At 53.9% G+C, this 20,905-nt stretch carries 20 protein-coding genes; 3 read left to right on the top strand and 17 right to left on the bottom strand.

Going from position 1 to position 20,905, the window contains the following annotated elements; all coding sequences use genetic code 11:
* Positions 1-9: 9 nt before the first annotated feature.
* The 8 genes from mrdB to leuS form a co-directional block, all read right to left on the bottom strand.
* On the bottom strand, positions 10-1,122 hold the full coding sequence (gene mrdB, locus HEP82_RS06030; protein WP_012764713.1) for a peptidoglycan glycosyltransferase MrdB: 1,113 nt from the start codon (positions 1,120-1,122) through the stop codon (positions 10-12).
* Between the two features lie 8 nt (positions 1,123-1,130).
* Complete coding sequence (gene mrdA / locus HEP82_RS06025) at positions 1,131-3,035, bottom strand: peptidoglycan DD-transpeptidase MrdA (protein ID WP_192457251.1); 1,905 nt, start codon at positions 3,033-3,035, stop codon at positions 1,131-1,133.
* A 37-nt stretch (positions 3,036-3,072) separates the two neighbouring features.
* On the bottom strand, positions 3,073-3,543 hold the full coding sequence (rlmH, locus tag HEP82_RS06020) for a 23S rRNA (pseudouridine(1915)-N(3))-methyltransferase RlmH (RefSeq protein WP_012764715.1): 471 nt from the start codon (positions 3,541-3,543) through the stop codon (positions 3,073-3,075).
* 1 nt (position 3,544) lies between these two features.
* Positions 3,545-3,862 (bottom strand): ribosome silencing factor, encoded by a 318-nt coding sequence (gene rsfS / locus HEP82_RS06015; RefSeq protein ID WP_192457250.1) that lies wholly within the window; start codon positions 3,860-3,862, stop codon positions 3,545-3,547.
* Between the two features lie 156 nt (positions 3,863-4,018).
* Positions 4,019-4,651, bottom strand: a complete 633-nt coding sequence (gene nadD / locus HEP82_RS06010) for a nicotinate-nucleotide adenylyltransferase (RefSeq protein ID WP_192457334.1) — start codon at positions 4,649-4,651, stop codon at positions 4,019-4,021.
* A gap of 31 nt (positions 4,652-4,682) precedes the next feature.
* Positions 4,683-5,714 carry a DNA polymerase III subunit delta gene (gene holA / locus HEP82_RS06005; protein ID WP_192457249.1) on the bottom strand — a complete coding sequence of 344 codons (1,032 nt, stop codon included), beginning with the start codon at positions 5,712-5,714 and terminating at the stop codon, positions 4,683-4,685.
* Positions 5,711-6,259, bottom strand: a complete 549-nt coding sequence (lptE, locus tag HEP82_RS06000; RefSeq protein ID WP_192457248.1) for an LPS assembly lipoprotein LptE — start codon at positions 6,257-6,259, stop codon at positions 5,711-5,713. The genes holA and lptE overlap by 4 nt, the downstream gene beginning before the upstream one ends.
* Before the next feature lie 15 nt (positions 6,260-6,274).
* Positions 6,275-8,857, bottom strand: a complete 2,583-nt coding sequence (leuS, locus tag HEP82_RS05995; protein ID WP_192457247.1) for a leucine--tRNA ligase — start codon at positions 8,855-8,857, stop codon at positions 6,275-6,277.
* A gap of 307 nt (positions 8,858-9,164) precedes the next feature.
* On the opposite strand from leuS, the gene HEP82_RS05990 reads away from it, so the two are divergent.
* Positions 9,165-9,647, top strand: a complete 483-nt coding sequence (locus tag HEP82_RS05990; protein WP_012764721.1) for a zinc ribbon-containing protein — start codon at positions 9,165-9,167, stop codon at positions 9,645-9,647.
* 151 nt (positions 9,648-9,798) lie between these two features.
* On the opposite strand, the gene HEP82_RS05985 is transcribed toward HEP82_RS05990, so the two are convergent.
* From HEP82_RS05985 to miaB, 9 genes are all read right to left on the bottom strand, one after another.
* Entirely contained in the window at positions 9,799-10,524 is a 726-nt protein-coding gene (locus HEP82_RS05985) for an amino acid ABC transporter ATP-binding protein (protein WP_192457246.1), read from the bottom strand.
* The gene (gene gltK, locus HEP82_RS05980) at positions 10,524-11,198 is read right to left on the bottom strand and encodes a glutamate/aspartate ABC transporter permease GltK (RefSeq protein ID WP_192457245.1); all 675 of its coding nucleotides are present in this window, start codon (positions 11,196-11,198) and stop codon (positions 10,524-10,526) included. Before gltK ends, HEP82_RS05985 begins: the two co-directional genes overlap by 1 nt.
* Positions 11,199-11,200: 2 nt before the next feature.
* Positions 11,201-11,941, bottom strand: a complete 741-nt coding sequence (locus tag HEP82_RS05975; protein WP_192457244.1) for an amino acid ABC transporter permease — start codon at positions 11,939-11,941, stop codon at positions 11,201-11,203.
* A 163-nt stretch (positions 11,942-12,104) separates the two neighbouring features.
* On the bottom strand, positions 12,105-13,001 hold the full coding sequence (locus HEP82_RS05970) for a glutamate/aspartate ABC transporter substrate-binding protein (RefSeq protein ID WP_192457243.1): 897 nt from the start codon (positions 12,999-13,001) through the stop codon (positions 12,105-12,107).
* Positions 13,002-13,382: 381 nt separating this feature from the next.
* Positions 13,383-14,918 (bottom strand): apolipoprotein N-acyltransferase, encoded by a 1,536-nt coding sequence (gene lnt / locus HEP82_RS05965; protein WP_192457242.1) that lies wholly within the window; start codon positions 14,916-14,918, stop codon positions 13,383-13,385.
* A gap of 7 nt (positions 14,919-14,925) precedes the next feature.
* Positions 14,926-15,795 (bottom strand): CNNM family magnesium/cobalt transport protein CorC, encoded by an 870-nt coding sequence (corC, locus tag HEP82_RS05960; RefSeq protein WP_012764727.1) that lies wholly within the window; start codon positions 15,793-15,795, stop codon positions 14,926-14,928.
* Between the two features lie 118 nt (positions 15,796-15,913).
* Positions 15,914-16,399, bottom strand: coding sequence for an rRNA maturation RNase YbeY (gene ybeY, locus HEP82_RS05955; RefSeq protein ID WP_192457241.1), 486 nt, complete (start codon positions 16,397-16,399; stop codon positions 15,914-15,916).
* On the bottom strand, positions 16,396-17,439 hold the full coding sequence (locus tag HEP82_RS05950; RefSeq protein WP_225622345.1) for a PhoH family protein: 1,044 nt from the start codon (positions 17,437-17,439) through the stop codon (positions 16,396-16,398). The genes ybeY and HEP82_RS05950 overlap by 4 nt, the downstream gene beginning before the upstream one ends.
* Before the next feature lie 222 nt (positions 17,440-17,661).
* Complete coding sequence (miaB, locus tag HEP82_RS05945) at positions 17,662-19,086, bottom strand: tRNA (N6-isopentenyl adenosine(37)-C2)-methylthiotransferase MiaB (RefSeq protein ID WP_192457333.1); 1,425 nt, start codon at positions 19,084-19,086, stop codon at positions 17,662-17,664.
* Between the two features lie 204 nt (positions 19,087-19,290).
* Here miaB and ubiF point away from each other — a divergent pair, with 204 nt between their 5' ends.
* Positions 19,291-20,457, top strand: a complete 1,167-nt coding sequence (ubiF, locus tag HEP82_RS05940) for a 3-demethoxyubiquinol 3-hydroxylase (RefSeq protein ID WP_192457239.1) — start codon at positions 19,291-19,293, stop codon at positions 20,455-20,457.
* A gap of 113 nt (positions 20,458-20,570) precedes the next feature.
* Positions 20,571-20,900, top strand: a complete 330-nt coding sequence (locus tag HEP82_RS05935) for an SMR family transporter (protein ID WP_225622344.1) — start codon at positions 20,571-20,573, stop codon at positions 20,898-20,900.
* The last annotated feature ends 5 nt before the right edge of the window (positions 20,901-20,905 follow it).

Genomic DNA, 20,905 nt, shown 5'->3' with positions numbered 1-20,905 from the left:
TGCCCACCTCTATAGATTTTTGGATAACATTTTGCGGTGCGTATGTATCGACATCACGATACCGAACCCCGCCATCAGCACAACCAGCGCCGATCCCCCGTAGCTGACCAACGGCAGCGGCACCCCAACCACCGGCAGAATACCACTGACCATACCGATGTTAACGAAAACATAGACGAAAAAGATCAACATCAGGCCGCCCACCATAACGCGCCCAAACGATGTCTGGGCGTTGGCGGCGATCACCAGGCCGCGCATGATCAGAAACAGATACAGTGCCAACAGGATCAAAACGCCGATGAGCCCCAGCTCTTCGGCTAGCACGGCGAAGATGAAATCGGTGTGGCGTTCCGGCAGAAATTCCAGCTGCGATTGAGTGCCCTGTAACCACCCCTTACCTGATAGCCCACCGGAACCGATGGCAATTTTGGACTGAATGATGTGATAACCGGCACCGAGCGGATCGGTTTCAGGGTCAAGTAGCATGATCACTCGATTGCGCTGGTAATCGTGCATCAGGAAGAACCAAAGGATCGGGATGAATGCGGCCAACAACAGGGCGGCGATGATAATCAGCCGCCAGCTCATTCCCGCCAGGAACAGCACAAACAGGCCGGAGGCGCAAATCAGCACCGCCGTACCCAGATCCGGCTGCGCAGCCACCAGCAGGGTAGGAACGAACGTCATCGCCAGTGCAATGGCGGTATTCTTCAACGAAGGCGGACACATATCGCGGTTGATGTAGCGCGCAACCATCAAGGGGACCGCAATCTTGGCGATTTCCGACGGCTGGAAGCGCAGTATGCCCAGATCCAACCAGCGTTGGGCGCCTTTACTGATCTGGCCGAAGATATCCACCATCATCAACAGAACAATACACACCACATACAGGTATGGCGCCCAGCCCTCGTAGACTCTGGGGGGAATCTGAGCCATGCCGATCATCACCACCAGCCCCAGCAGGCACTGGATAACCTTGCGTTCCATCATCCCGACGTCCTGACCGCTGGCGCTCCACATCACGAATACGCTGTAGCCCAGCAGCGCCAGAACACAGAGGAGTAGCGGCAGGTCGATGTGGATTTTGGTCCAGATAGACTTTTTTTGTTGGCTGTCTGTCATGGCGATCTCTACTCTGTTTCACTACCCGGCGGCGACGGTGGCGCATCCGGCAGGTTAGTATTGTTGTCACCCAACATAATATGGTCGAGTATCTGGCGGACAATCGTCCCTACCGCCGGCCCGGCGCCGCCGTTTTCCAGAATGATCGACATAGCCACTTTCGGGTTGTTGTACGGTGCGAAAGCGGTCATCAGTTTGTGGTCTCGCAGGCGTTCCGCGATCCGGTTGGCGTTATAGGTTTCGTTTTCCTTCAGGCCGAATACTTGTGCCGTGCCTGATTTGGCCGCAATTTTATAGGGTGCATCGGCAAAGAATTTGTGGGCGGTTCCGTTTTGGCGGTTGGCGACGCCGTACATTCCATCTTTTACGATCTCCCAGTAGCCGGAGCGAATATCGCCAATTTGGCGATGCTCTGGCTGGCGATAGGGCACCATGGTGCCATTCTCCTGTATCCCGCTCATTAAATGGGGCGTTTTTACCTGGCCGTCGTTAATAAGCGTAGTAAGCGCTTTCAACATCTGAATGGGGGTGGCGGTCCAGTAACCTTGGCCAATGCCGACGGGGATAGTATCTCCCTGATACCAGGGTTTTTTATAACGCCGCATTTTCCAGTCGCGGGTCGGCATAATACCGGTACGCTCTTCAGACAAATCAATACCTGTCGATTGGCCATAGCCGAACTTGCTCATCCACTCCGACAGCCGGTCGATACCCATATCGTAAGCCACCTGATAAAAGTAGGTATCAGCGGACTCCTCCAGCGCTTTGGTCAGGTTAAGGCGCCCATGCCCCCATTTTTTCCAGTCGCGGAACCGTTTTTCCGAACCGGGCAATTGCCACCAACCGGGATCAAATAACGAGGTATAGGGCGTGATAACGCCGGCGCTCAGCGCGGAAACGGCGATATAGGGTTTTACCGTGGATGCGGGCGGATAAATCCCTTGTGTCGTGCGGTTGATCAGTGGTCGGTTCGCATCGTTGAGTAATGCGCGGTAATCTTTGCCGGAAATACCGTCCACGAAGGGGTTAGGGTCATAGCTTGGCATCGAGACCATCGCCAAAATGCTGGCATCGCGAGGATCTGCTACCACGACAGCGGCTCGGCTGCCTTCAAGCAATTTTTCAATGTAGAGTTGGAGGTTGAGATCCAACGTCAGATAAATGTCTTTGCCCGCCTGCGGGGGTTGTTCGTGCAACTGGCGAATAACGCGGCCACGGTTGTTGACTTCAACCTCTTCATAACCGGGCTTGCCGTGCAGAATGTCTTCGTAATAACGCTCGATACCCAGTTTGCCGATATCATGGGTGGCGGCGTAGTCGGCAAGTTTATCGTCCTTGTCCAGCCGTTCGAGATCTTTATCGTTGATTTTCGATACATAGCCGATGACGTGGGTCAGCGCGGAACCATAGGGGTAATAACGCCGTTGATAGCCTTTTACCTCAATACCGGGAAACCGGTATTGATTAACGGCAAATCGGGCGACTTCCACTTCGGTCAGACCGGTCTTGATGGGAATCGAGGTGAAGCGGCGGGAACGTTTGCGTTCTTTTCTAAAATTGTCCAGATCTTCATCGGTAAGATCAAGAATGGGTTTCAGTTCCTGCAGTGTGGCTTCCAGGTTGTTGACTTTTTCCGGGATCAGTTCCAGTTGATAGATGGTGCGGTTGAGCGCCAGCGGCATACCGTTGCGATCGTAGATAATGCCGCGGCTGGGCGCGATCGGCACCAGTTTGATGCGGTTTTCATTCGAACGGGTACGGTAATCGTCAAAACGTAATATCTGCAGATGGTAGAGATTGGCGACCAGGATGCCGGAAAGCAACAGAATGCCGAGGAATGCCACCAGTGCCCGACGCACAAATAGCGCAGCCTCAGCCGTATAGTCACGAAAAGGTTTACGTTCTATGTTCATCCAGCGATTGTTACTTCACGTGATTCATCGTATCGCCTTACTCCCGGTGGTAAGGATGATTTGTGGTAATGCTCCAAGCGCGGTACAAGCTTTCCGCCACCAGAACCCTCACCAGCGGATGCGGCAATGTCAACGGCGATAGAGACCAGCTCTGTTCCGCCGCAGCTTTGCACTGTGGTGCAAGACCTTCGGGGCCGCCAATCAGCAGACTGACATCCCGACCATCCTGTTTCCAGCGTTCCAGTTGGGTTGCCAGCTGCGGCGTTTCCCAAGGCGTACCGGGAATATCCAGCGTCACGATACGATTCCCCTTGCCCACGGCTGCCAGCATTTGCTCGCCTTCACGTTCCAGTATTCGCTTGATGTCGGCGTTCTTTCCCCGTTTTCCCGCCGGAACTTCTACCAGCTCCAACGGCATATCTTTGGGGAAACGACGCAGATAATCGGTAAAACCGGTCTGTACCCAGTCAGGCATTCTGGTGCCGACAGCAACCAGTTGCAGTTTCATGTCAGCCCCAGAGTTTTTCCAGCTCATACAGGTGGCGGCTGTCTTCCTGCATGACATGGACGATCACATCACCCAAATCGACCACAACCCAATCGGCGTCGTTTGCGCCTTCCACACCGAGTGGAATCAGCCCGGCGGCGCGCGATTCCTGCACGACGTAGTCGGCGATCGACATCACATGGCGGCTGGATGTTCCGGTGCAGATAATCATACAGTCAGTGATACTGGATTTGCCCTTTACGTCGAGAGCGACGATATCCTGACCTTTTAAATCGTCAATTTTATCAATCACGAAGTCTTGGAGTGCTTGGCCTTGCAAAGGTTCCCCCCTTGGGTGCTGCTGAATAGACCGGTTAAAACCGGTTGGCTGACGGTAATCAGGGCCGTATGTCGTGACGGCTGTGCCGTTTGCCTGGCGCCTGAAACCAGCGGCGGAGTATACCATGCACTGATAATGAGTGGTACAAAGCCGTCGCTATCGGTAAAGACGGTGTGTGTCAATATAATTCAGTACGGCTGTGGGCAGCAGATCCCGGCAGTCGATCCCCTGCTGGCGCCGCCGGCGGATTTCGGTGGCCGAAATCGGCAACAACGGCGTGTTGGCCAGATAAATCAGTCCGTTGCTCTGCTGGTGCAGCCGGGAAACATCAGCGCAGAGGTGATCGGCCAGCCAGTGTTCCAACTCGGGGGTGTCCATTTGCTGGCGATAGCCCGGCCGGGCACAGACCAGTAAATGACAGCAATTCAGCAGATCCTGCCAGCGATGCCAGCGATGGAGTGTGAGCAGTGAGTCTTGCCCGATAATAAACGCCAGTGGTACCCGCCATCCTTTTTCTGCCCGCAGCATTTCCAGCGTGTCGATGGTATAGGAAGGTAGGGTGCGATGTAGCTCGCGGTCATCCACCCGAAATAACGGATTATCTTGCACGGCCAGTTCGGCCATCCGTTTTCTTTGTGCCGGGCTGGCTTCCGGCTGTTCCCGGTGGGGGGGAACATTGTTCGGCAATAATACGATGTGATGCAGCCCAATCTCCTGGGCGAGCGCTGTTACCGGGCGCAAATGCCCGTAATGAATGGGATCAAACGTGCCGCCGAAATAGGCGAGCATCGGCTCTGAAGAATGGGGGATCGACAACTCATTACACCTCGAGCAGGCTATCGGGCAGCGCTTTGCCGCAAAGCACCATCGTCAGCGTTTCCAGTTCTGCCCACACCGGCTGACCATAGTTCTGTTTCAGCGTGACTTCCAACTGTGCCAACAACGTCACTGCTTGCTGTAATTGCTGGAGCGACAGACGCTGTAACGCTTGAGTGATCAGGTTCCGGCGGTTCTGCCATACCTTGTGTCGGTCAAACAGCGTGCGCAGCGGCACGGTTGCCATCTGTCTTTTCAACTGTAGCAGCAGCAACAGTTCGCGCTGCACGGTGCGCAGCAGAATAACCGGTTCGCCGTCTTCTAATCGCAGTTGGTTAAGAATGTGCCAGGTGCGTTTGCTTTTCCCTGCCAGCAGCGCATCGACCCAATGGAACGGTGTAAAGTGGGCGGCATCGTTTACCGCCTGTTCCACGCGAGGCAGCGTCAGTTTTCCATCCGGATAAAGCAGCGCCAGCCGCTCCAGCGCCTGCACCAACGCCAGCAGGTTGCCTTCGTAGCAATAGCAGATGAGCTGACCGGCCGCGTCATCCAGTTCCAGCTTCATGGTTTTGGCTCGCTGCGCGACCCAGCGGGGGAGGTGTTCCTGTTCGGGAGACAAACAGGGGACGTAAACGCCCTGTTCAGCGAGTGTCTTGAACCAGGCGCTATTTTCCTGGGCTTTGGAGAGCTTATTGCCTCGGATTATCAACAGAATATCCGGGTGTAGCAGACCGGCAAGCTTGATCAATTGCTCGCTCATGGCCGCTGTCGGGCCTGCATCGGGGAGATTCAACAGCAGCGTCTGACGTGAAGCAAATAAGCTGAGCGCCTGGCAGGTGGAAAAGACAGCATCCCAGTCGGTAGCGTTATCCAACACAAAACTGAAATGCTCCAGAAACTCCTGTTGTCGGGCGGTAGCCCGGATCTGATCCTGGCTTTCCTGCAACAGCAGCGGTTCGTTACCGCACAACAAATAACAACCGCGCAACCCCTCACGGAGCTGCGCGGCAAGTTGCTCAGGATAGAGACGAATCATGGCGCTTTGGGGGCGGCTGCCGTCGATTTCTTCACGAGTTTCGCATCCTGCCTTCCCTTGATGGAAGAGAGTTTGCGAACCAACTGCTGGGCAGCCTGATCGCGCATTTCTTGAATCACGATATCCTGCTCTGCATCTTTAGCCAGCGCGGCCAGCGGGTTGTCAAAGAAGGTGCGGAAAATCGTGACGTTGATGGGGTAAATGTCATCGCCCGGCATTAGCACCTGCATTTTCAACTCAAGGATAAACTGGTATTCAGCCGCTTTGCCGTCCTGGAAAACGGACACCGCATTACGAGTGAGCGTTTCTCCCATATACCGTAGCGACGGAATATCCTGCCGTCTGCTGTCTTCCTCAATGGTGACATTGTTGAGGCGGAGTTGTTCACGAATAGCCCGTGTTATTGGGCCGTTCGGGTCGCCGCTATCCAGAATCAGCGTTTGCAACTGCGGCGGCACCTGGGTGGTGCCGCGCAGATGAAAACCGCATCCGGCGGTGATCAACACCGCCAGCCCCAGTAACAGCGTCAAAAGAGGGTTTCGCACATAGCCTCCTTGGCGTTAACCCACAACCAGGTTAAGCAGTTTGCCCGGAACGAAGATCACCTTGCGCACGGTGACGCCGTCCAGATATTTGGCAACCAGCGGTTCCTGCGCCGCACGGTCGCGCACCTGTTGTTCGGTAGCATCCGCCGCCACAGTAATTTTGCCGCGAACCTTACCGTTAACCTGCACGACCACCAGACGCGAGTCTTCGACCATCGCCTGTTCGTCCGCCACCGGCCAGGGCGCGCGATCGATGTCGCCTTCTCCCTGCAATTCATGCCACAGTGTGAAGCTGACGTGCGGCGTAAAGGGGTAAAGCATACGAACAACAGCCAGCAAAGTTTCCTGCGTCAGCGCGCGATCCTGAACGGATTCCTGTGGTGCTTTGGCCAGTTTGTTCATCAATTCCATGATGGCGGCGATAGCGGTGTTGAACGTCTGGCGACGTCCGATATCGTCAGTCACTTTGGCGATGGTTTTGTGCAGATCGCGGCGCAACGCTTTCTGATCGTCAGTCAGTTCGGCGATATTCAGCGGCTGGGTCGAACCCTTGGCGGTATGGTCGTAAACCTGCTTCCAGACACGCTTCAAGAAACGGTTGGCACCTTCGACGCCGGATTCTTGCCATTCCAGCGTCATTTCCGCCGGTGAAGCAAACATCATGAACAGACGAACGGTATCCGCGCCGTATTTTTCCACCATGACCTGAGGGTCGATACCGTTGTTTTTCGATTTCGACATTTTGCTCATGCCGGCATAAACCAGCTCACGGCCTTCCTGATCAAACGCCTTGACGATACGGCCCTTGTCGTCCCGTTCTACGGTAACGTCGACCGGCGATACCCAAATACGTTCGCCGTTGTCTCCCGTATAGAAGAAAGCATCCGCCAGAACCATTCCCTGACAGAGCAGGCGTTTGGCCGGTTCATTGGAGTTGACCAGACCTGCATCGCGCATCAGCTTGTGGAAAAAGCGGAAGTACATCAGGTGCATAATCGCATGTTCGATACCGCCTACATACTGATCGACCGGCAGCCAGTAATTGGCGGCGGCGGGATCCAGCATGCCCTGATCGTACTGTGGGCAGGTGTAACGAGCGTAGTACCAGGACGATTCCATAAAGGTATCGAAGGTATCGGTTTCGCGCAGCGCCGCCTGGCCGTTCACCGTGGTTTTCGCCCATTGCGGATCAGCCTTGATCGGACTAGTGATGCCGTTCATCACCACATCCTCCGGTAGCACTACCGGTAACTGATCTTCCGGCGTCGGCATAACGGTGCCGTCTTCCAGCGTTACCATCGGGATCGGCGCACCCCAATAACGTTGACGAGATACGCCCCAGTCGCGCAGGCGGTAGTTCACTTTACGCGCACCAACCCCGAGTGATACCAGCTTATCGGCAATCGCGTTGAAGCCTGCAGCGTGATCCAACCCACTGAATTCGCCGGAGTTGAACAGTTGCCCTTTCTCCGTCATGGCCTGAGCGGAAAGATCCGGCTCACTGCCATCGGCGTTCAGAATGACCGGTTTGATCGGCAAATTGTATTTAGTGGCGAATTCCCAGTCGCGTTGGTCGTGGCCTGGAACAGCCATTACGGCACCGGTGCCGTAATCCATCAGGACGAAGTTGGCGGCCCATACCGGGAGTTTTTCACCTGTCAGTGGATGCACCACAAACAGGCCCGTCGCGATGCCTTTTTTCTCCATGGTGGCCATGTCAGCTTCGGCAACCTTGGTGTTACGGCACTCATCGACAAACGCACTCAATGCGGGATTATTGGCGGCAGCGCCCAATGCCAGCGGATGCGCAGCGGCGACGGCAACATAGGTGGCGCCGATAAAGGTATCCGGACGAGTGGTATACACGGTCAATGTGTCGGTACTGTCTGCAACATCAAACGTGATTTCTACGCCTTCAGAACGCCCAATCCAGTTGCGCTGCATGGTCTTAACTTGTTCAGGCCAGCTTTCCAGCGTATCCAGATCGTTAAGCAGTTCTTCCGCATAAGCGGTAATTTTAACGAACCACTGCGGAATTTCTTTGCGCTCGACCTTGGTGTCGCAACGCCAACAGCAGCCGTCGATAACCTGTTCGTTGGCCAGCACGGTCTGATCGTTCGGGCACCAGTTCACCGCCGAGGTTTTTTTGTAGACCAGACCTTTTTCATACAGCTTGGTAAAGAACCACTGTTCCCAGCGATAGTATTCCGGGCGACAGGTGGTGACTTCGCGATCCCAGTCATAGCCGAAACCCAGCACTTTCAACTGGTTTTTCATGTATTCGATGTTGGCATAGGTCCAAGGGGCCGGCGCCGTATTGTTTTTCACTGCGGCGCCTTCGGCCGGTAGGCCGAAAGCATCCCAGCCGATGGGTTGAAGTACGTTTTTGCCCAACATGCGCTGATAGCGGGAGATCACGTCGCCGATGGTGTAGTTGCGGACGTGTCCCATATGAAGGCGGCCAGAAGGATAAGGCAGCATGGAAAGGCAATAGTATTTTTCCTTGCCGGGTTCTTCGGTCACTTTAAAAGTTTGTTTTTCTTGCCAGTGAAGCTGGACGTGCGCTTCGATATCTTCTGGACGGTATTGCTCTTGCATGGCAGCCAGTGGTCCTATAGTGAAAAATAGCTACGCCAGTAGCATGTTCTGTTGCATATCAAAAGATCCGCATAGCATAGCTGATAAGCGACTGGCTCAACAACCGATTGCGGTGCTCTCCCGTCGATTTCTGCCTGAATGCCCGGGGTTGCTGATGGATTTCCGGATTGGGAGGCGTATCGCGGCGATGGTGGAAAAATCGTCTAAAATAAAAAACATAGCGTCCGGCGATAGTCCTAGGATCCGCTGGTCAGATCTGTTCGGCGTAGGTGCCGACAATGCTGCGGTGAGCCGCTGAGGAGTCCTTATGAGCAAAGTCGCACGTTATTATCAGGAACTGATGTCGACCGTTACCGAGTGGTTGCGTCGTGGCGAACACGATATGGATACACTGGTGCGCAATGCCCGTCAGACATTGCATGAGAGCAACGCGCTGACGCAAAAGGAAATCGAACAGGTGATGCAGGCGGTGCAACGGGATTTGGAGGAGTTTGCCCGCAGCTATGAGGAGAATCGTGAGGAGTTTTCCGGCAGTGTGTTCATGCGTGTGATTCGTGAAAGTCTGTGGCAGGAGCTGGCGGATATTACGGATAAGACCCAGCTTGAGTGGCGCGAAATGTTCAAGGATGTCACTCACCACGGCGTATACCATAGTGGGGAAGTTGTGGGGTTGGGCAATCTGGTGTGCGAACAGTGCCATCATCATTTGACGTTCTATACGCCGGAGATTTTGCCGCGTTGTCCGAAATGCGGTCATGATCAGTTCCAGCGTAAGCCATTTGGGCCCTGATGCTGCCGTCCATTTAAATGTTGGGGTGAGCGATACCAGGAGAGAGCGTCGGTTAGTCGGTTAGCGTCCCACGCTCTGTGTTGCTGATTGATATTCAAATGTTGGCTGGCGGACTATGCCGCCAGGTTTGTTTCGCCACGATGGGCGGATATCAGTGCAGGATCTTGGCGAGAAAATCCTTAGCGCGATCGGACTGAGGATTGCTGAAGAACTCTTCTTTGCGGGTATCTTCAATGATTTTCCCTTCATCCATAAAGATAACTCGATGTGCTACTTTGCGGGCAAATCCCATTTCGTGGGTGACGACCATCATGGTCATCCCCTCCTGCGCCAGTTCGACCATCACGTCCAGCACTTCGTTGATCATTTCCGGGTCGAGTGCGGAGGTTGGTTCGTCGAATAACATCGCAACCGGATCCATACAGAGTGCACGGGCAATCGCTACACGCTGTTGCTGTCCACCGGACAACTGGCCGGGGAATTTGTTGGCGTGGGCTGATAATCCAACGCGATCAAGCAGTTTAAGCCCCTTTTCCCGAGCTGCGTCTTTTTCACGTTTCAACACCTTGACCTGCGCCAGCGTCAGGTTATCGACGATGGAGAGGTGGGGAAACAGCTCGAAATGTTGGAACACCATACCGACTCTGGATCGTAATTGGGCCAGATTGGTGCGCTTGTCGTTGACAAGGATGCCGTTGACCTCGATTTCTCCCTGCTGAATAGGTTCCAGGCCGTTCACGGTTTTGATCAGCGTCGATTTTCCAGAGCCCGACGGTCCGCAAACTACCACGACTTCACCTTTCTGCACTTCGGTGGAGCAGTTAGTCAGTACCTGAAATTGACCATACCATTTAGAAACGTTTCTCAGGAAAATCATCAAACCGTCCTTCTTTTTAAATAATTAACCAGCATAGAGGCAGAGATGCTGATAACGAAATAAACCGCACCGGCAAACAGGATCATTTCTACCTGCGTGCCGTCGCGTTCACCAATCGTCGATGCCGTCCGGAAGAAGTCAGCGAGACTGAGCACATACACCAGCGAAGTATCCTGAAACAGCACAATACCCTGCGTTAATAATAGCGGGATCATCGCGCGGAACGCCTGAGGCAGGATGACCAGTTGCATCGATTGCCAATGCGTCATGCCTAGCGCGAGCGCGGCGGACGCCTGACCTCGGGAGATACTCTGAATGCCGGCGCGGATAATTTCAGAATAATAGGCCGCCTCAAACAGCGAGAAGGCTACCATAGCCGATACCAAGCGGATATCTGTTTTCGGGGAAAGCCCAAGCACGTTTTGTAAGAAGCTTGGAACGATAAGATAAAACCACAGCAGCACCATCACCAATGGGATGGAACGGAATAAATTGACATAAATTCTGGCAAACCAACTGACCGGTTTTACCGGTGACAAGCGCATAACGGCCAGTATAGTGCCCCAGACAATCCCAATGACCACGGCGGTCAGCGTGATTTTGAGCGTGACGCCCATGCCTTGCATCAGATAAGGCAGACTGGGCGGAATGGAACTCCAGTCGAATTGATACATGATTATTTACTCCCCAGATTCCCCGGCAGGCGGGTTTTCCGTTCCACTATCTGCATGGTCAGCATGATGATGGCGTTAACGCCGATATAGGCCAGTGTGATCGCCGAGAAGGACTCATAGGCGTGTGCAGAATAGTCCAGTAGTTTGCCTGCCTGTGCCGCCATATCCATCAACCCGATAGTTGATGCGATCGCAGAGTTTTTAACCAGATTGAGCATCTCGGATGTGAGTGGAGGAATAACGACACGATATGCATTAGGCAGCAGTACATGACGATAGGTTTGTGGCAGCGTCAGCCCCAGAGCGAGCCCGGCTGCTCTCTGGCCACGCGGCAGCGACTGGATACCGGCTCGTACCTGTTCGCAGACGCGGGCTGCGGTGAACATACCAAGGCAAAGCATGGAAGAAACGAAGAACTGGATATTGGGATCCAGTTCAGCTTTGAACCACATTCCCAGTTTGGTTGGCAGTAATTCGGGCACCACCAAATACCAACTAAAGAATTGAACAATCAGCGGCACATTGCGAAACAGTTCGACGTAACAGGTGCCGATACCGGCAATCAACCGATGCGGCACGGTACGCATGATGCCCAGTAGCGAACCCAGCAGAAATGCGATGATCCAAGCGCATATGGAAAGAGCGACAGTGACCTGCAGGCCGGAAATCAGCCATCCTAGGTAGGTCGTGTTTCCGAAAGGGGCGGATTGCAGGAAGATCCCCCAGTTCCAATCTATTGACATAACACACTCCGGTAAAAAAAGGGTAGCGTTCGCTACCCTGAAGATTGATGAGTGGCTTATAGGGTCGCAGGGTGGGGAACGACCACCCTGCGCCTGTCTGTCTTGCCACGAATCAGCAATCAGAAGGCAGAATGACTGCCTTTTATAGTCATTATTAATCCGGTTACAACGCCTTATCGTTAGGTGCTTTGAACAGTGCCTTCATATCGTCGGACAGTACATAGTTCAGGTTGAGATTCTTAGGAGGAATGGGCTGGGTGAACCAGCGCTCATACCATTTCACCGCTTCGCCGGAGGTTTGCGCCTGGGCGATGGTGTCGTCCACCAGTTTCTTGAACTCAGGATCGTTCTTGCGCAGCATGCAACCGTAGGCTTCGTGCGACTGCGGTGTGCCGACAATCACCCACTCATCCGGATTTTTGGCCTTGGCGCGTTCGCCAGCCAGCAGCGCGTCATCCATCATAAAGGCGACGGCGCGACCGCTTTCCAGCGTGCGGAATGAATCACCATGGTCTTTGGCGCTGATGATGCGCAGATTCATTTTCTTCTCTTCATTCATCTTGTTCAGCAAGATTTCCGACGTTGTGCCGGATGTGACCACTACGGCTTTACCGTTTAGATCGCTGAAATCTTTGATATCAGAACCTTTTTTTGTCAACAGACGAGTGCCGATGACGAAAATGGTATTGGAGAAGGCAACCTGTTGCTGACGCTCCAAGTTGTTGGTGGTTGAGCCACATTCCAGATCAAAGGTACCGTTTTGCAATAGCGGAATCCGGTTCTGAGAGGTAATGGGGATCAGTTTTACCTGCAGATTGGGGGCGTTGACGGCCTTCTTGACGGCTTCAACAATCTTGTCGGAATAATCCTGTGAATAGCCGACAACTTTCTGCTGATTATCGTAGTAGGAGAATGGCACGGAAGATTCGCGATGGCCGATAACGATGACACCGCTATCTTTGACTTTCTGCAACGTGGGGATCGGTTTTTCTTCTGCATGAACCACAGTGGTTGCTATGCCTGCCAGCAGCAGTGACAGTGCCAGTTGACGCAATTGCATGTTCTAACTCCTTTGCTGTTCTCGTGATGCGGCATTGTTCATGGCGCTTTTATCTTACAGAGGTTCGCTCGATGCACCGCCAAAGAGCAAATAAAACGCTGTCATATAAAAAAATAGCGGATTGTAAATATATTGAAACGGTGATGTTTGCTTTTTGTGAGATGTTCCGCACCAAATGGCAGCAATAAAATCACAAGGCACAAAATTGGTGCGTCATGCGCTCCGACTTTGTGCGAGGCCAGTGTGAGCAGCCCCGGAAAAGCGCGATATCAACCGCTTCATAGCGTCGCTTACGATTAGTATTAGCAAATTTTATGCCAAAAATGAAACAAGGCATGTGTCAACATGCCTTGCGGTCGAGCGGAGAATAGTGAATAGGATTTAGCGGCGGCGTAAACGGTATACCACTGCACTGATGCCGAGCAATAATTCCAGGAGCTGCTGTGGCAGTGCGCCGAAGCGTGCATAAGGCGTCAGCCCGGTAGCGGGCACCACTGTTGTTTCCAACACTGAACGTTCGAACTGCGGCAGGCTGGCGGCGATATTGCCATCAGGCGTGATCACCGCAGTAATACCGTTGTTGGTACTGCGTAATAGCGGACGGCCCAATTCCAGCGCCCGCATCCGGGCCATTTGAAAATGCTGCCATGGTCCGATGGATTTGCCGAACCAGGCATCATTGGACACCGTCAGCAGCATATCGGTATCGCTGCGGAAGTTATCGCGCACCTGCTGTCCCAGAATGACTTCATAGCAGATGGTCGCGGTCAGCCGATAGCCATTAACGACCAGCTGAGGTTGCAGATAATCTCCACGGCTGAACGAGGACATCGGCAGATCGAAAAAGGGCGCCAGCGGCCGCAACAATGTTTCCAGCGGAACGAATTCGCCAAATGGAACCAGATGGTGCTTGCTGTAGCGGTTAACCGTGGGATAACGGTAGGGCTGAGCATCGCCGAGCACAATCACGCTGTTGTAAAAGCGGCTATTGGCGGAATCTGCGGTACGACGCGCATCGACAATCCCGGTAATCAGGCTGCTGTGACGTTCGCGCAAGGCGTTATCCACCAGGTGGAGATATTCTTGTTCGCGCGTTTCCACGTCCGGTATGGCGGATTCAGGCCAGATGATAATCGGTGTTTTCCCCATATAGGGCAGACTGTCGTCAAGATAGATTTTCAGCGTATTCAGGAGCTCGTTGGGATCCCACTTCAATGCTTGTGCGATATTGCCTTGTACCAGTGCGACCTTCACCGCGCGGTCTGGTTGCAGTTTGAACCATTCCACCGAACGCAGCGGCCACGGCAACAACAATATGGCGGCGGCGGCCAGCAATGGTTTCCAACTGCGTTGCGCGATAGCCAGAACCAACAGCCCGCTGATGCCGAATAGCAGCAGATTGATGGTTTCCACGCCGGCTACCGGTGCGATACCTTTCAGCGGGCCATCAATCTGGCTGTAGCCGAATTGCAACCAGGGAAAACCAGTCAGTACCCAGCCGCGTAGCCATTCCGTCAACTGCCAGACGACCGGCGCGGCGATAACCAGCCGCCAGACGTTTGCTTCAGGCCAAGCTTTGTTCAACGTCGCAGCGAACAGCATTGGATAGAGCGATAAATACAGCGCCAGCAGAATCACCAATCCGATATTGACCGGGCCGGGCATACCGCCAAAATCGGCGATGCTGTAGTAGACCCAATGAATACCGGTGCCGAACAGGCCAAATCCCCAGGTGAATCCCAGCAGTGCTGCCTGACGCACGTTGCGGCCCAACGTAAGCCCCTGCAATCCGATCAGGGATACGATAGCGGCGGGCCAAAAATCGTAAGGAGAAAATGCCAGCGTGCCGCAGGCTCCAGATAAAAGCGCCAGCAGGAGGCGAACCCGCTGGCGTTGCAATAATGCAGCTTTCGTCATGAATGACTCAGTCTTCCAGTTGCGGTTGTGAAATATCGTCAGGGATCCTGACGTGAACCTGAATGATACGGCGACTGTCCGCCATGGCCACTTTGAACAGATAACCACCGATGTCAATGGTTTCCCCCCGGGCCGGCAGGTGGCCGAACGCCTGCATCACCAGGCCGCCGATGGTATCCACTTCTTCATCGCTAAAATTCGTGCCGAAAATTTCGTTGAAATCTTCAATCGGCGTCAGAGCGCGGACGGTATAGGTTTGTCGATTGAGCTGGCGGATATCGCGATCATCTTCATCATCGTACTCGTCTTCAATCTCGCCCACGATCAACTCCAGAATATCCTCTATAGTCACCAGACCGGATACGCCGCCAAATTCATCAATCACTAACGCCATGTGGTAACGCATGGAGCGGAATTCGTTCAGCATACGATCCACCCGCTTGCTTTCCGGCACCACGACAGCAGGGCGCAACACCTTGTCCATACTGAAAGGCTCGGAATCGCTGCGCATAAACGGCAGCAGATCCTTGGCCATCAGGATGCCTTCAATATGATCCTTATCTTCGCTGATCACCGGAAAACGCGAATGCGCCGACTCGATGATGACGTCCAGACACTCTTCCAGCGTCTGATTATGTTTGAGGGTGATCATTTGCGAGCGGGGGATCATGATGTCGCGCACCCGCTGTTCGGCGATATCCATGACGCCTTCCAGCATGTCGCGGATTTCCGGATCGAACTGTTCGGAATCACGTATCAGGCCGATAAGATCGTCACGATCTTTGGGTTCGCTATGAAATAGCTGATTGAGAACAAGAGAAAAGAATCCCTTTTTGGGACTGGGGCTATCGCTGTTTGATGAATGGTCGTCGCTCATGGCGTATCAGTTTTTGTCTCGCTATTGGATAGTGATAACCAGCACGGCGCCGGAACAATGGTTGCGATTCCGAACCGCCGCTGGCGTATGCCGTCAATGGTGTATCTGACGTTATGTCTCAGGGCCGGTCGTCGGTATTTTCCTTTTCTGACAGATAGGGATCCGCGTACCCCATACCCTGCATAATTTCCGTTTCCAGCGCTTCCATCTCTTCGGCTTCGCTGTCTTTGATATGGTCATACCCTAGCAGATGCAGACAGCCGTGGACAACCATGTGCGCCCAATGCTCCTCAGTGGTCTTTTCCTGCTCGGCCGCTTCCTGCTCTACCACCTGGCGGCAGATGATCAGGTCGCCCAGCAACGGCAGCTCGACTTCCGGCGGCGCTTCAAATGGAAACGACAGCACGTTGGTGGGTTTGTCTTTGCCCCGGTAGGTGAGGTTGAGATGATGGCTCTCTTCTTCATCCACCAGGCGAACGGTGACTTCCGCCACCTCCTGAAACTGCGGTAAAACAGCCTCTAACCACCGCTGGAATGTGCTTTCGGCCGGAAGACCGTCCTGGTTCGCACAGGCAATTTGCAAATCAAGGATAACCTGGCTCATTTCTGCTCCTGAACGGCGGCTGTTTGTGCATCGCGTTTACGTTGTTCCGCCAGTGCATCACGACGCTTTTGGTCGGCAGTCTCCCACGCTTCATAAGCATTGACGATTCTTGCTACAACCGGATGACGAACCACGTCTTCGCTGTGGAAGAAGTTGAAACTGATCTCTTCCACGTCCGACAGCACCTCTATGGCGTGGCGCAAACCGGATTTCTGGTTGCGCGGTAGGTCGATCTGAGTGACGTCGCCGGTAATGACTGCTTTCGAGTTGAAACCGATGCGGGTCAGGAACATTTTCATCTGCTCGATGGTGGTGTTCTGGCTTTCATCCAGAATGATGAACGCATCGTTGAGCGTGCGTCCACGCATGTAAGCCAGCGGCGCGACTTCAATCACATTGCGTTCGATCAGTTTTTCAACCCGCTCGAATCCCAGCATTTCAAACAGCGCGTCATAGAGCGGCCGCAGGTAAGGATCAACTTTCTGGCTTAGATCGCCGGGCAGGAAGCCCAGTTTTTCACCGGCTTCTACCGCCGGGCGGGTGAGCAGAATGCGGCGGATGTCCTGACGTTCAAGCGCATCGACTGCCGCGGCGACCGCCAGATAGGTTTTGCCGGTTCCTGCCGGGCCGATGCCGAATGTGATGTCGTGGTCGAGAATATGGGCGATGTACTGCGCCTGATTAGGGGTTCGGGGTTTGATAATGCCGCGTTTGGTCTTGATATTGACGGCTTTTCCGTATTCGGGAACGCTGTCGGCAGTTTGCTCCAGTACCCGCGATTCCTTGATGGCCAGGTGGATGTGTTCCGGATCGATATCGGGAATGGCGCCGTGCACCGGTGCGGTATCAACGTACAGATTTTTCAGGATATCTACCGCAGCCTGAATACAGAGATCTTTTCCTACCAGTTTGAAGTGATTATCGCGCCGGTTGATTTCGATACCGAGGCGACGTTCCAACTGTTTGATATTGTCATCAAACGGGCCGCACAGACTGAGCAGACGCTTATTGTCTGCGGGTTCGAGGGCAAGCTCTTTCATCGTTACGTTCAAATTAATCCTCTTGGTTTTCTACCCGGTACATGGGGGCTGTGCGGTGACAGCGCTTTCGTCCTGCTGTTCAGGATAACGAGATATTGCTGATTATTTATCGTGAATACGGCAGGGTGCAAGTGACATTCGGCATAACGGGGGGCTGGGTGGAATATTGGGGCGTGTTTAGTGCGCAACGGACGGGACGACCCGACCGTTGCGTTGTGGCGCTTACGGTTGATAAATACCAACGCCGATTTCATTTTCTTTACGGGTTCGCGCCATCACATCGGCGGGGGATTCGATCACGCGCAAGTCCATCTGGTCTTCGGTGCGCACGACAATGCCGCGCAGCGAGTTGGGATAGACATCGACGATTTCCACGTCGACGAATTTGCCAATCATATCCGGCGAACCTTCGAAGTTGACTACCCGGTTGTTTTCGGTGCGACCGGAAAGCTCCATCACGTTCTTGCGAGACGGGCCTTCAACCAGAATACGTTGCACGGTACCCTGCATTCTGCGGCTGTATTGCATCGCCTGCTGGCTGATACGTTCTTGCAGGATGTACAGACGTTGTTTCTTTTCCTCTTCGCAAACGTCATCCACCATGTCCGCCGCAGGCGTGCCGGGACGTGGCGAATAAATAAAGCTAAAACTCATATCGAAATTGACGTCGGCAATCAACTTCATGGTCTGCTCGAAATCTTCCTGCGTTTCGCCGGGGAAGCCGACGATGAAATCCGAACTGATTTGGATATCCGGCCGCACCTTGCGCAACTTGCGGATGATGGCCTTGTATTCGAGCGCGGTATGGCGGCGTTTCATCATGGTCAGCACGCGATCGGAACCGCTTTGCACTGGTAGATGCAGGAAGCTCACCAACTCTGGAGTGTCTTCGTACACGCCGATGATATCGTCGGTGAATTCGATGGGATGGCTGGTGGTAAAGCGAATGCGGTCGATGCCGTCGATGGCGGCGACCAGTCGCAGCAGGTCGGCAAAGCTGCAGATTTCCCCATCGTAGGTTTCGCCGCGGTAGGCGTTGACGTTCTGGCCGAGCAGGTTGACTTCGCGTACTCCTTGCTCCGCCAACTGTGCAATTTCATACAGGATGTCATCGCAAGGACGGCTGACCTCTTCACCACGGGTATAAGGCACGACGCAGAACGTACAGTATTTGTTGCAGCCTTCCATGATGGAGACGAATGCCGTCGGGCCTTCGGCTCGGGGTTCTGGCAACCGGTCGAATTTCTCGATTTCCGGGAAACTGATATCGACTATCGGGCTATGGGTGCCCTGTACATGGTTGATCATTTCAGGCAGGCGATGCAGCGTCTGCGGCCCGAAAATGACGTCGACATAATGCGCGCGTTCGCGGATATGCTCCCCTTCCTGAGAGGCTACGCAACCACCGACGCCGATGATGAGCTCAGGATTGAGGTCTTTCAGGCTTTTCCAGCGGCCAAGCTGATGAAAGACTTTTTCCTGCGCCTTTTCACGGATCGAACAGGTGTTCAGCAGCAAAACGTCGGCGTCTTCCGCGACATCGGTCAACTGGTAACCATGCGTACTTTCCAGTAAGTCGGCTATCTTGGATGAATCGTATTCGTTCATCTGACAGCCCCAGGTTTTAATATGCAGTTTTTTTGTCATCGTCATCGACTAGCCTAGCCATTACTCAGTGCGGGTAAATACGCTTTACCTTTTGCGGGCGCGTATTGTAATCCTTTGCCGGCGTTGTGACCAGTATGTGAAAAGCGATGCTTTTCTGAAAAAAGCGCATCGAAATCCAGTAGACTGTTTCCCCTAATTTTTCTGCCGGGCGGGCGGAAAGGACAGAGAAGTAATGGGGCTCTTATGCACTATGATGCAGTGATTGTCGGTGGAGGTATGGTAGGCGCCGCCGTGGCGTTGGGACTGGCGCAGAACGGTTTTCAGGTCGCCGTCGTCGAGCAAGAAAGTCCGTTGCCGTTTGAACCGCAACAAGTACCGGATATTCGTGTGTCGGCCATTGGCTGCGCGTCGGTAGCGCTATTGCAACGGTTGGGGGTCTGGCCGCGCGTGGAACGGATGCGCAGTGCGCCATATCGGCGTCTGGAAACCTGGGAATGGGACAACGCGCAGGTTCGGTTCGACGCCGGCGATATCGGCCTTTCCGAACTGGGATTCATGGTGGAAAACCGGGTGCTGCAACTGGCCCTGTGGCAGGCATTACAGGAGACGGCGGGCGTTAAGCTGTTATGCCCGTGGCAACCGGATGGTATGCGTTATGCCGATGGCTGCTGGCATCTGTCCGCCAGGAATGGCGAAACGATTGAGGCTGCATTGATTATTGGTGCTGATGGCGCTAACTCCCACATCCGGCAGTGGGCCGGGATCGGTATTACCGGCTGGCAATACCGGCAATCCTGCATGCTGATTAGCGCCAGGATGAACGGTACCCAACAGGATGTTACCTGGCAGCAGTTTACGCCCTCGGGGCCGCGTGCTTTTTTGCCGTTGTTTGATGGTTGGTGTTCGCTAGTGTGGTATGACAGTCCGCAGCGTATTCGCCAGCTCCAATCCATGTCGCTGGCGCAGTTGAACAAGGCCATCGCGGATACGTTTCCTTCCCGTTTGGGGGAGGTCGAAGCGGTAGCCGCCGGTTCATTTCCTTTAGTTCGCCGCCATGCCCAGTGCTATGTACAACCCGGACTGGCACTGGTGGGCGATGCGGCGCATACCATTAATCCCTTGGCGGGGCAGGGGGTGAATCTGGGGTACCGGGATGCGGAAGTATTGCTGGATGTTGTGGTCGAGGCGCGGGAGCGAGGGGAGGCGTGGTATTCGGAATCGGTTCTTTTGCGCTATCAGCAACGGCGCAAAGGGGACAATCTGCTGATGCAAAGCGGAATGGATCTGTTTTACGGCGCGTTCAGCAACCGGATCCCGCCGTTGGTTTTCGCCCGTAATATGGCGTTGATGGCGGCGCAACGTGCCGGGAAACTGAAACAACAAGCGCTGCGTTATGCATTGGGATTGTAGTGTTGCCAGGCGTACTCGGCGTTCTGGCACGCAAGGCGGGCAGTATTTTGTCATGCTCGCCCGCCAGGGCGTCCATGACATCATCAGATTGTGAAACAGGAGTAATAAGTTTGATGACGTATTTATTTCTATGTTTGGCTATCGTTTCAGAAGTCATTGCCACTACGGCGCTGAAATTATCCGACAGTTTTACCCGCCCGTTACCCAGTTTTATTACTGTTGTGTTCTATATCGTGGCGTTTTATAGCCTAACGATCACCATGCGTATTCTCCCTACTGGAGTGATTTATGCGATTTGGTCTGGCGCCGGCATTGTGCTGATCACTGGAGTCAGCTGGGGGATTTACGGTCAGCGCTTGGATTGGCCCGCCATTCTCGGCATGTTGTTGATTATTGCCGGCGTTGTAGTGATTAATGTGTTTTCCAAATCGGTGGCGCACTGAATTTG

Source organism: Musicola keenii (assembly GCF_014855505.1).
GTDB lineage: Bacteria > Pseudomonadota > Gammaproteobacteria > Enterobacterales > Enterobacteriaceae > Musicola > Musicola paradisiaca.
This window is presented reverse-complemented; position numbering and strand designations above follow the sequence as displayed.

Excerpts from the sequence above, each read along its gene's own strand:
- mrdB (WP_012764713.1), bottom strand. The coding sequence starts at position 1,122 with ATGACAGACAGCCAACAAAAAAAGTCTATCTGGACCAAAATCCACATC.
- mrdA (WP_192457251.1), bottom strand. The coding sequence starts at position 3,035 with ATGAACATAGAACGTAAACCTTTTCGTGACTATACGGCTGAGGCTGCG.
- rlmH (WP_012764715.1), bottom strand. The coding sequence starts at position 3,543 with ATGAAACTGCAACTGGTTGCTGTCGGCACCAGAATGCCTGACTGGGTA.
- nadD (WP_192457334.1), bottom strand. The coding sequence starts at position 4,651 with ATGCTCGCCTATTTCGGCGGCACGTTTGATCCCATTCATTACGGGCAT.
- holA (WP_192457249.1), bottom strand. The coding sequence starts at position 5,714 with ATGATTCGTCTCTATCCTGAGCAACTTGCCGCGCAGCTCCGTGAGGGG.
- leuS (WP_192457247.1), bottom strand. The coding sequence starts at position 8,857 with ATGCAAGAGCAATACCGTCCAGAAGATATCGAAGCGCACGTCCAGCTT.
- HEP82_RS05990 (WP_012764721.1), top strand. The coding sequence starts at position 9,165 with ATGAGCAAAGTCGCACGTTATTATCAGGAACTGATGTCGACCGTTACC.
- HEP82_RS05985 (WP_192457246.1), bottom strand. The coding sequence starts at position 10,524 with ATGATTTTCCTGAGAAACGTTTCTAAATGGTATGGTCAATTTCAGGTA.
- gltK (WP_192457245.1), bottom strand. The coding sequence starts at position 11,198 with ATGTATCAATTCGACTGGAGTTCCATTCCGCCCAGTCTGCCTTATCTG.
- HEP82_RS05975 (WP_192457244.1), bottom strand. The coding sequence starts at position 11,941 with ATGTCAATAGATTGGAACTGGGGGATCTTCCTGCAATCCGCCCCTTTC.
- HEP82_RS05970 (WP_192457243.1), bottom strand. The coding sequence starts at position 13,001 with ATGCAATTGCGTCAACTGGCACTGTCACTGCTGCTGGCAGGCATAGCA.
- lnt (WP_192457242.1), bottom strand. The coding sequence starts at position 14,918 with ATGACGAAAGCTGCATTATTGCAACGCCAGCGGGTTCGCCTCCTGCTG.
- corC (WP_012764727.1), bottom strand. The coding sequence starts at position 15,795 with ATGAGCGACGACCATTCATCAAACAGCGATAGCCCCAGTCCCAAAAAG.
- ybeY (WP_192457241.1), bottom strand. The coding sequence starts at position 16,399 with ATGAGCCAGGTTATCCTTGATTTGCAAATTGCCTGTGCGAACCAGGAC.
- HEP82_RS05950 (WP_225622345.1), bottom strand. The coding sequence starts at position 17,439 with ATGAAAGAGCTTGCCCTCGAACCCGCAGACAATAAGCGTCTGCTCAGT.
- miaB (WP_192457333.1), bottom strand. The coding sequence starts at position 19,086 with ATGACAAAAAAACTGCATATTAAAACCTGGGGCTGTCAGATGAACGAA.
- ubiF (WP_192457239.1), top strand. The coding sequence starts at position 19,291 with ATGCACTATGATGCAGTGATTGTCGGTGGAGGTATGGTAGGCGCCGCC.
- HEP82_RS05935 (WP_225622344.1), top strand. The coding sequence starts at position 20,571 with ATGACGTATTTATTTCTATGTTTGGCTATCGTTTCAGAAGTCATTGCC.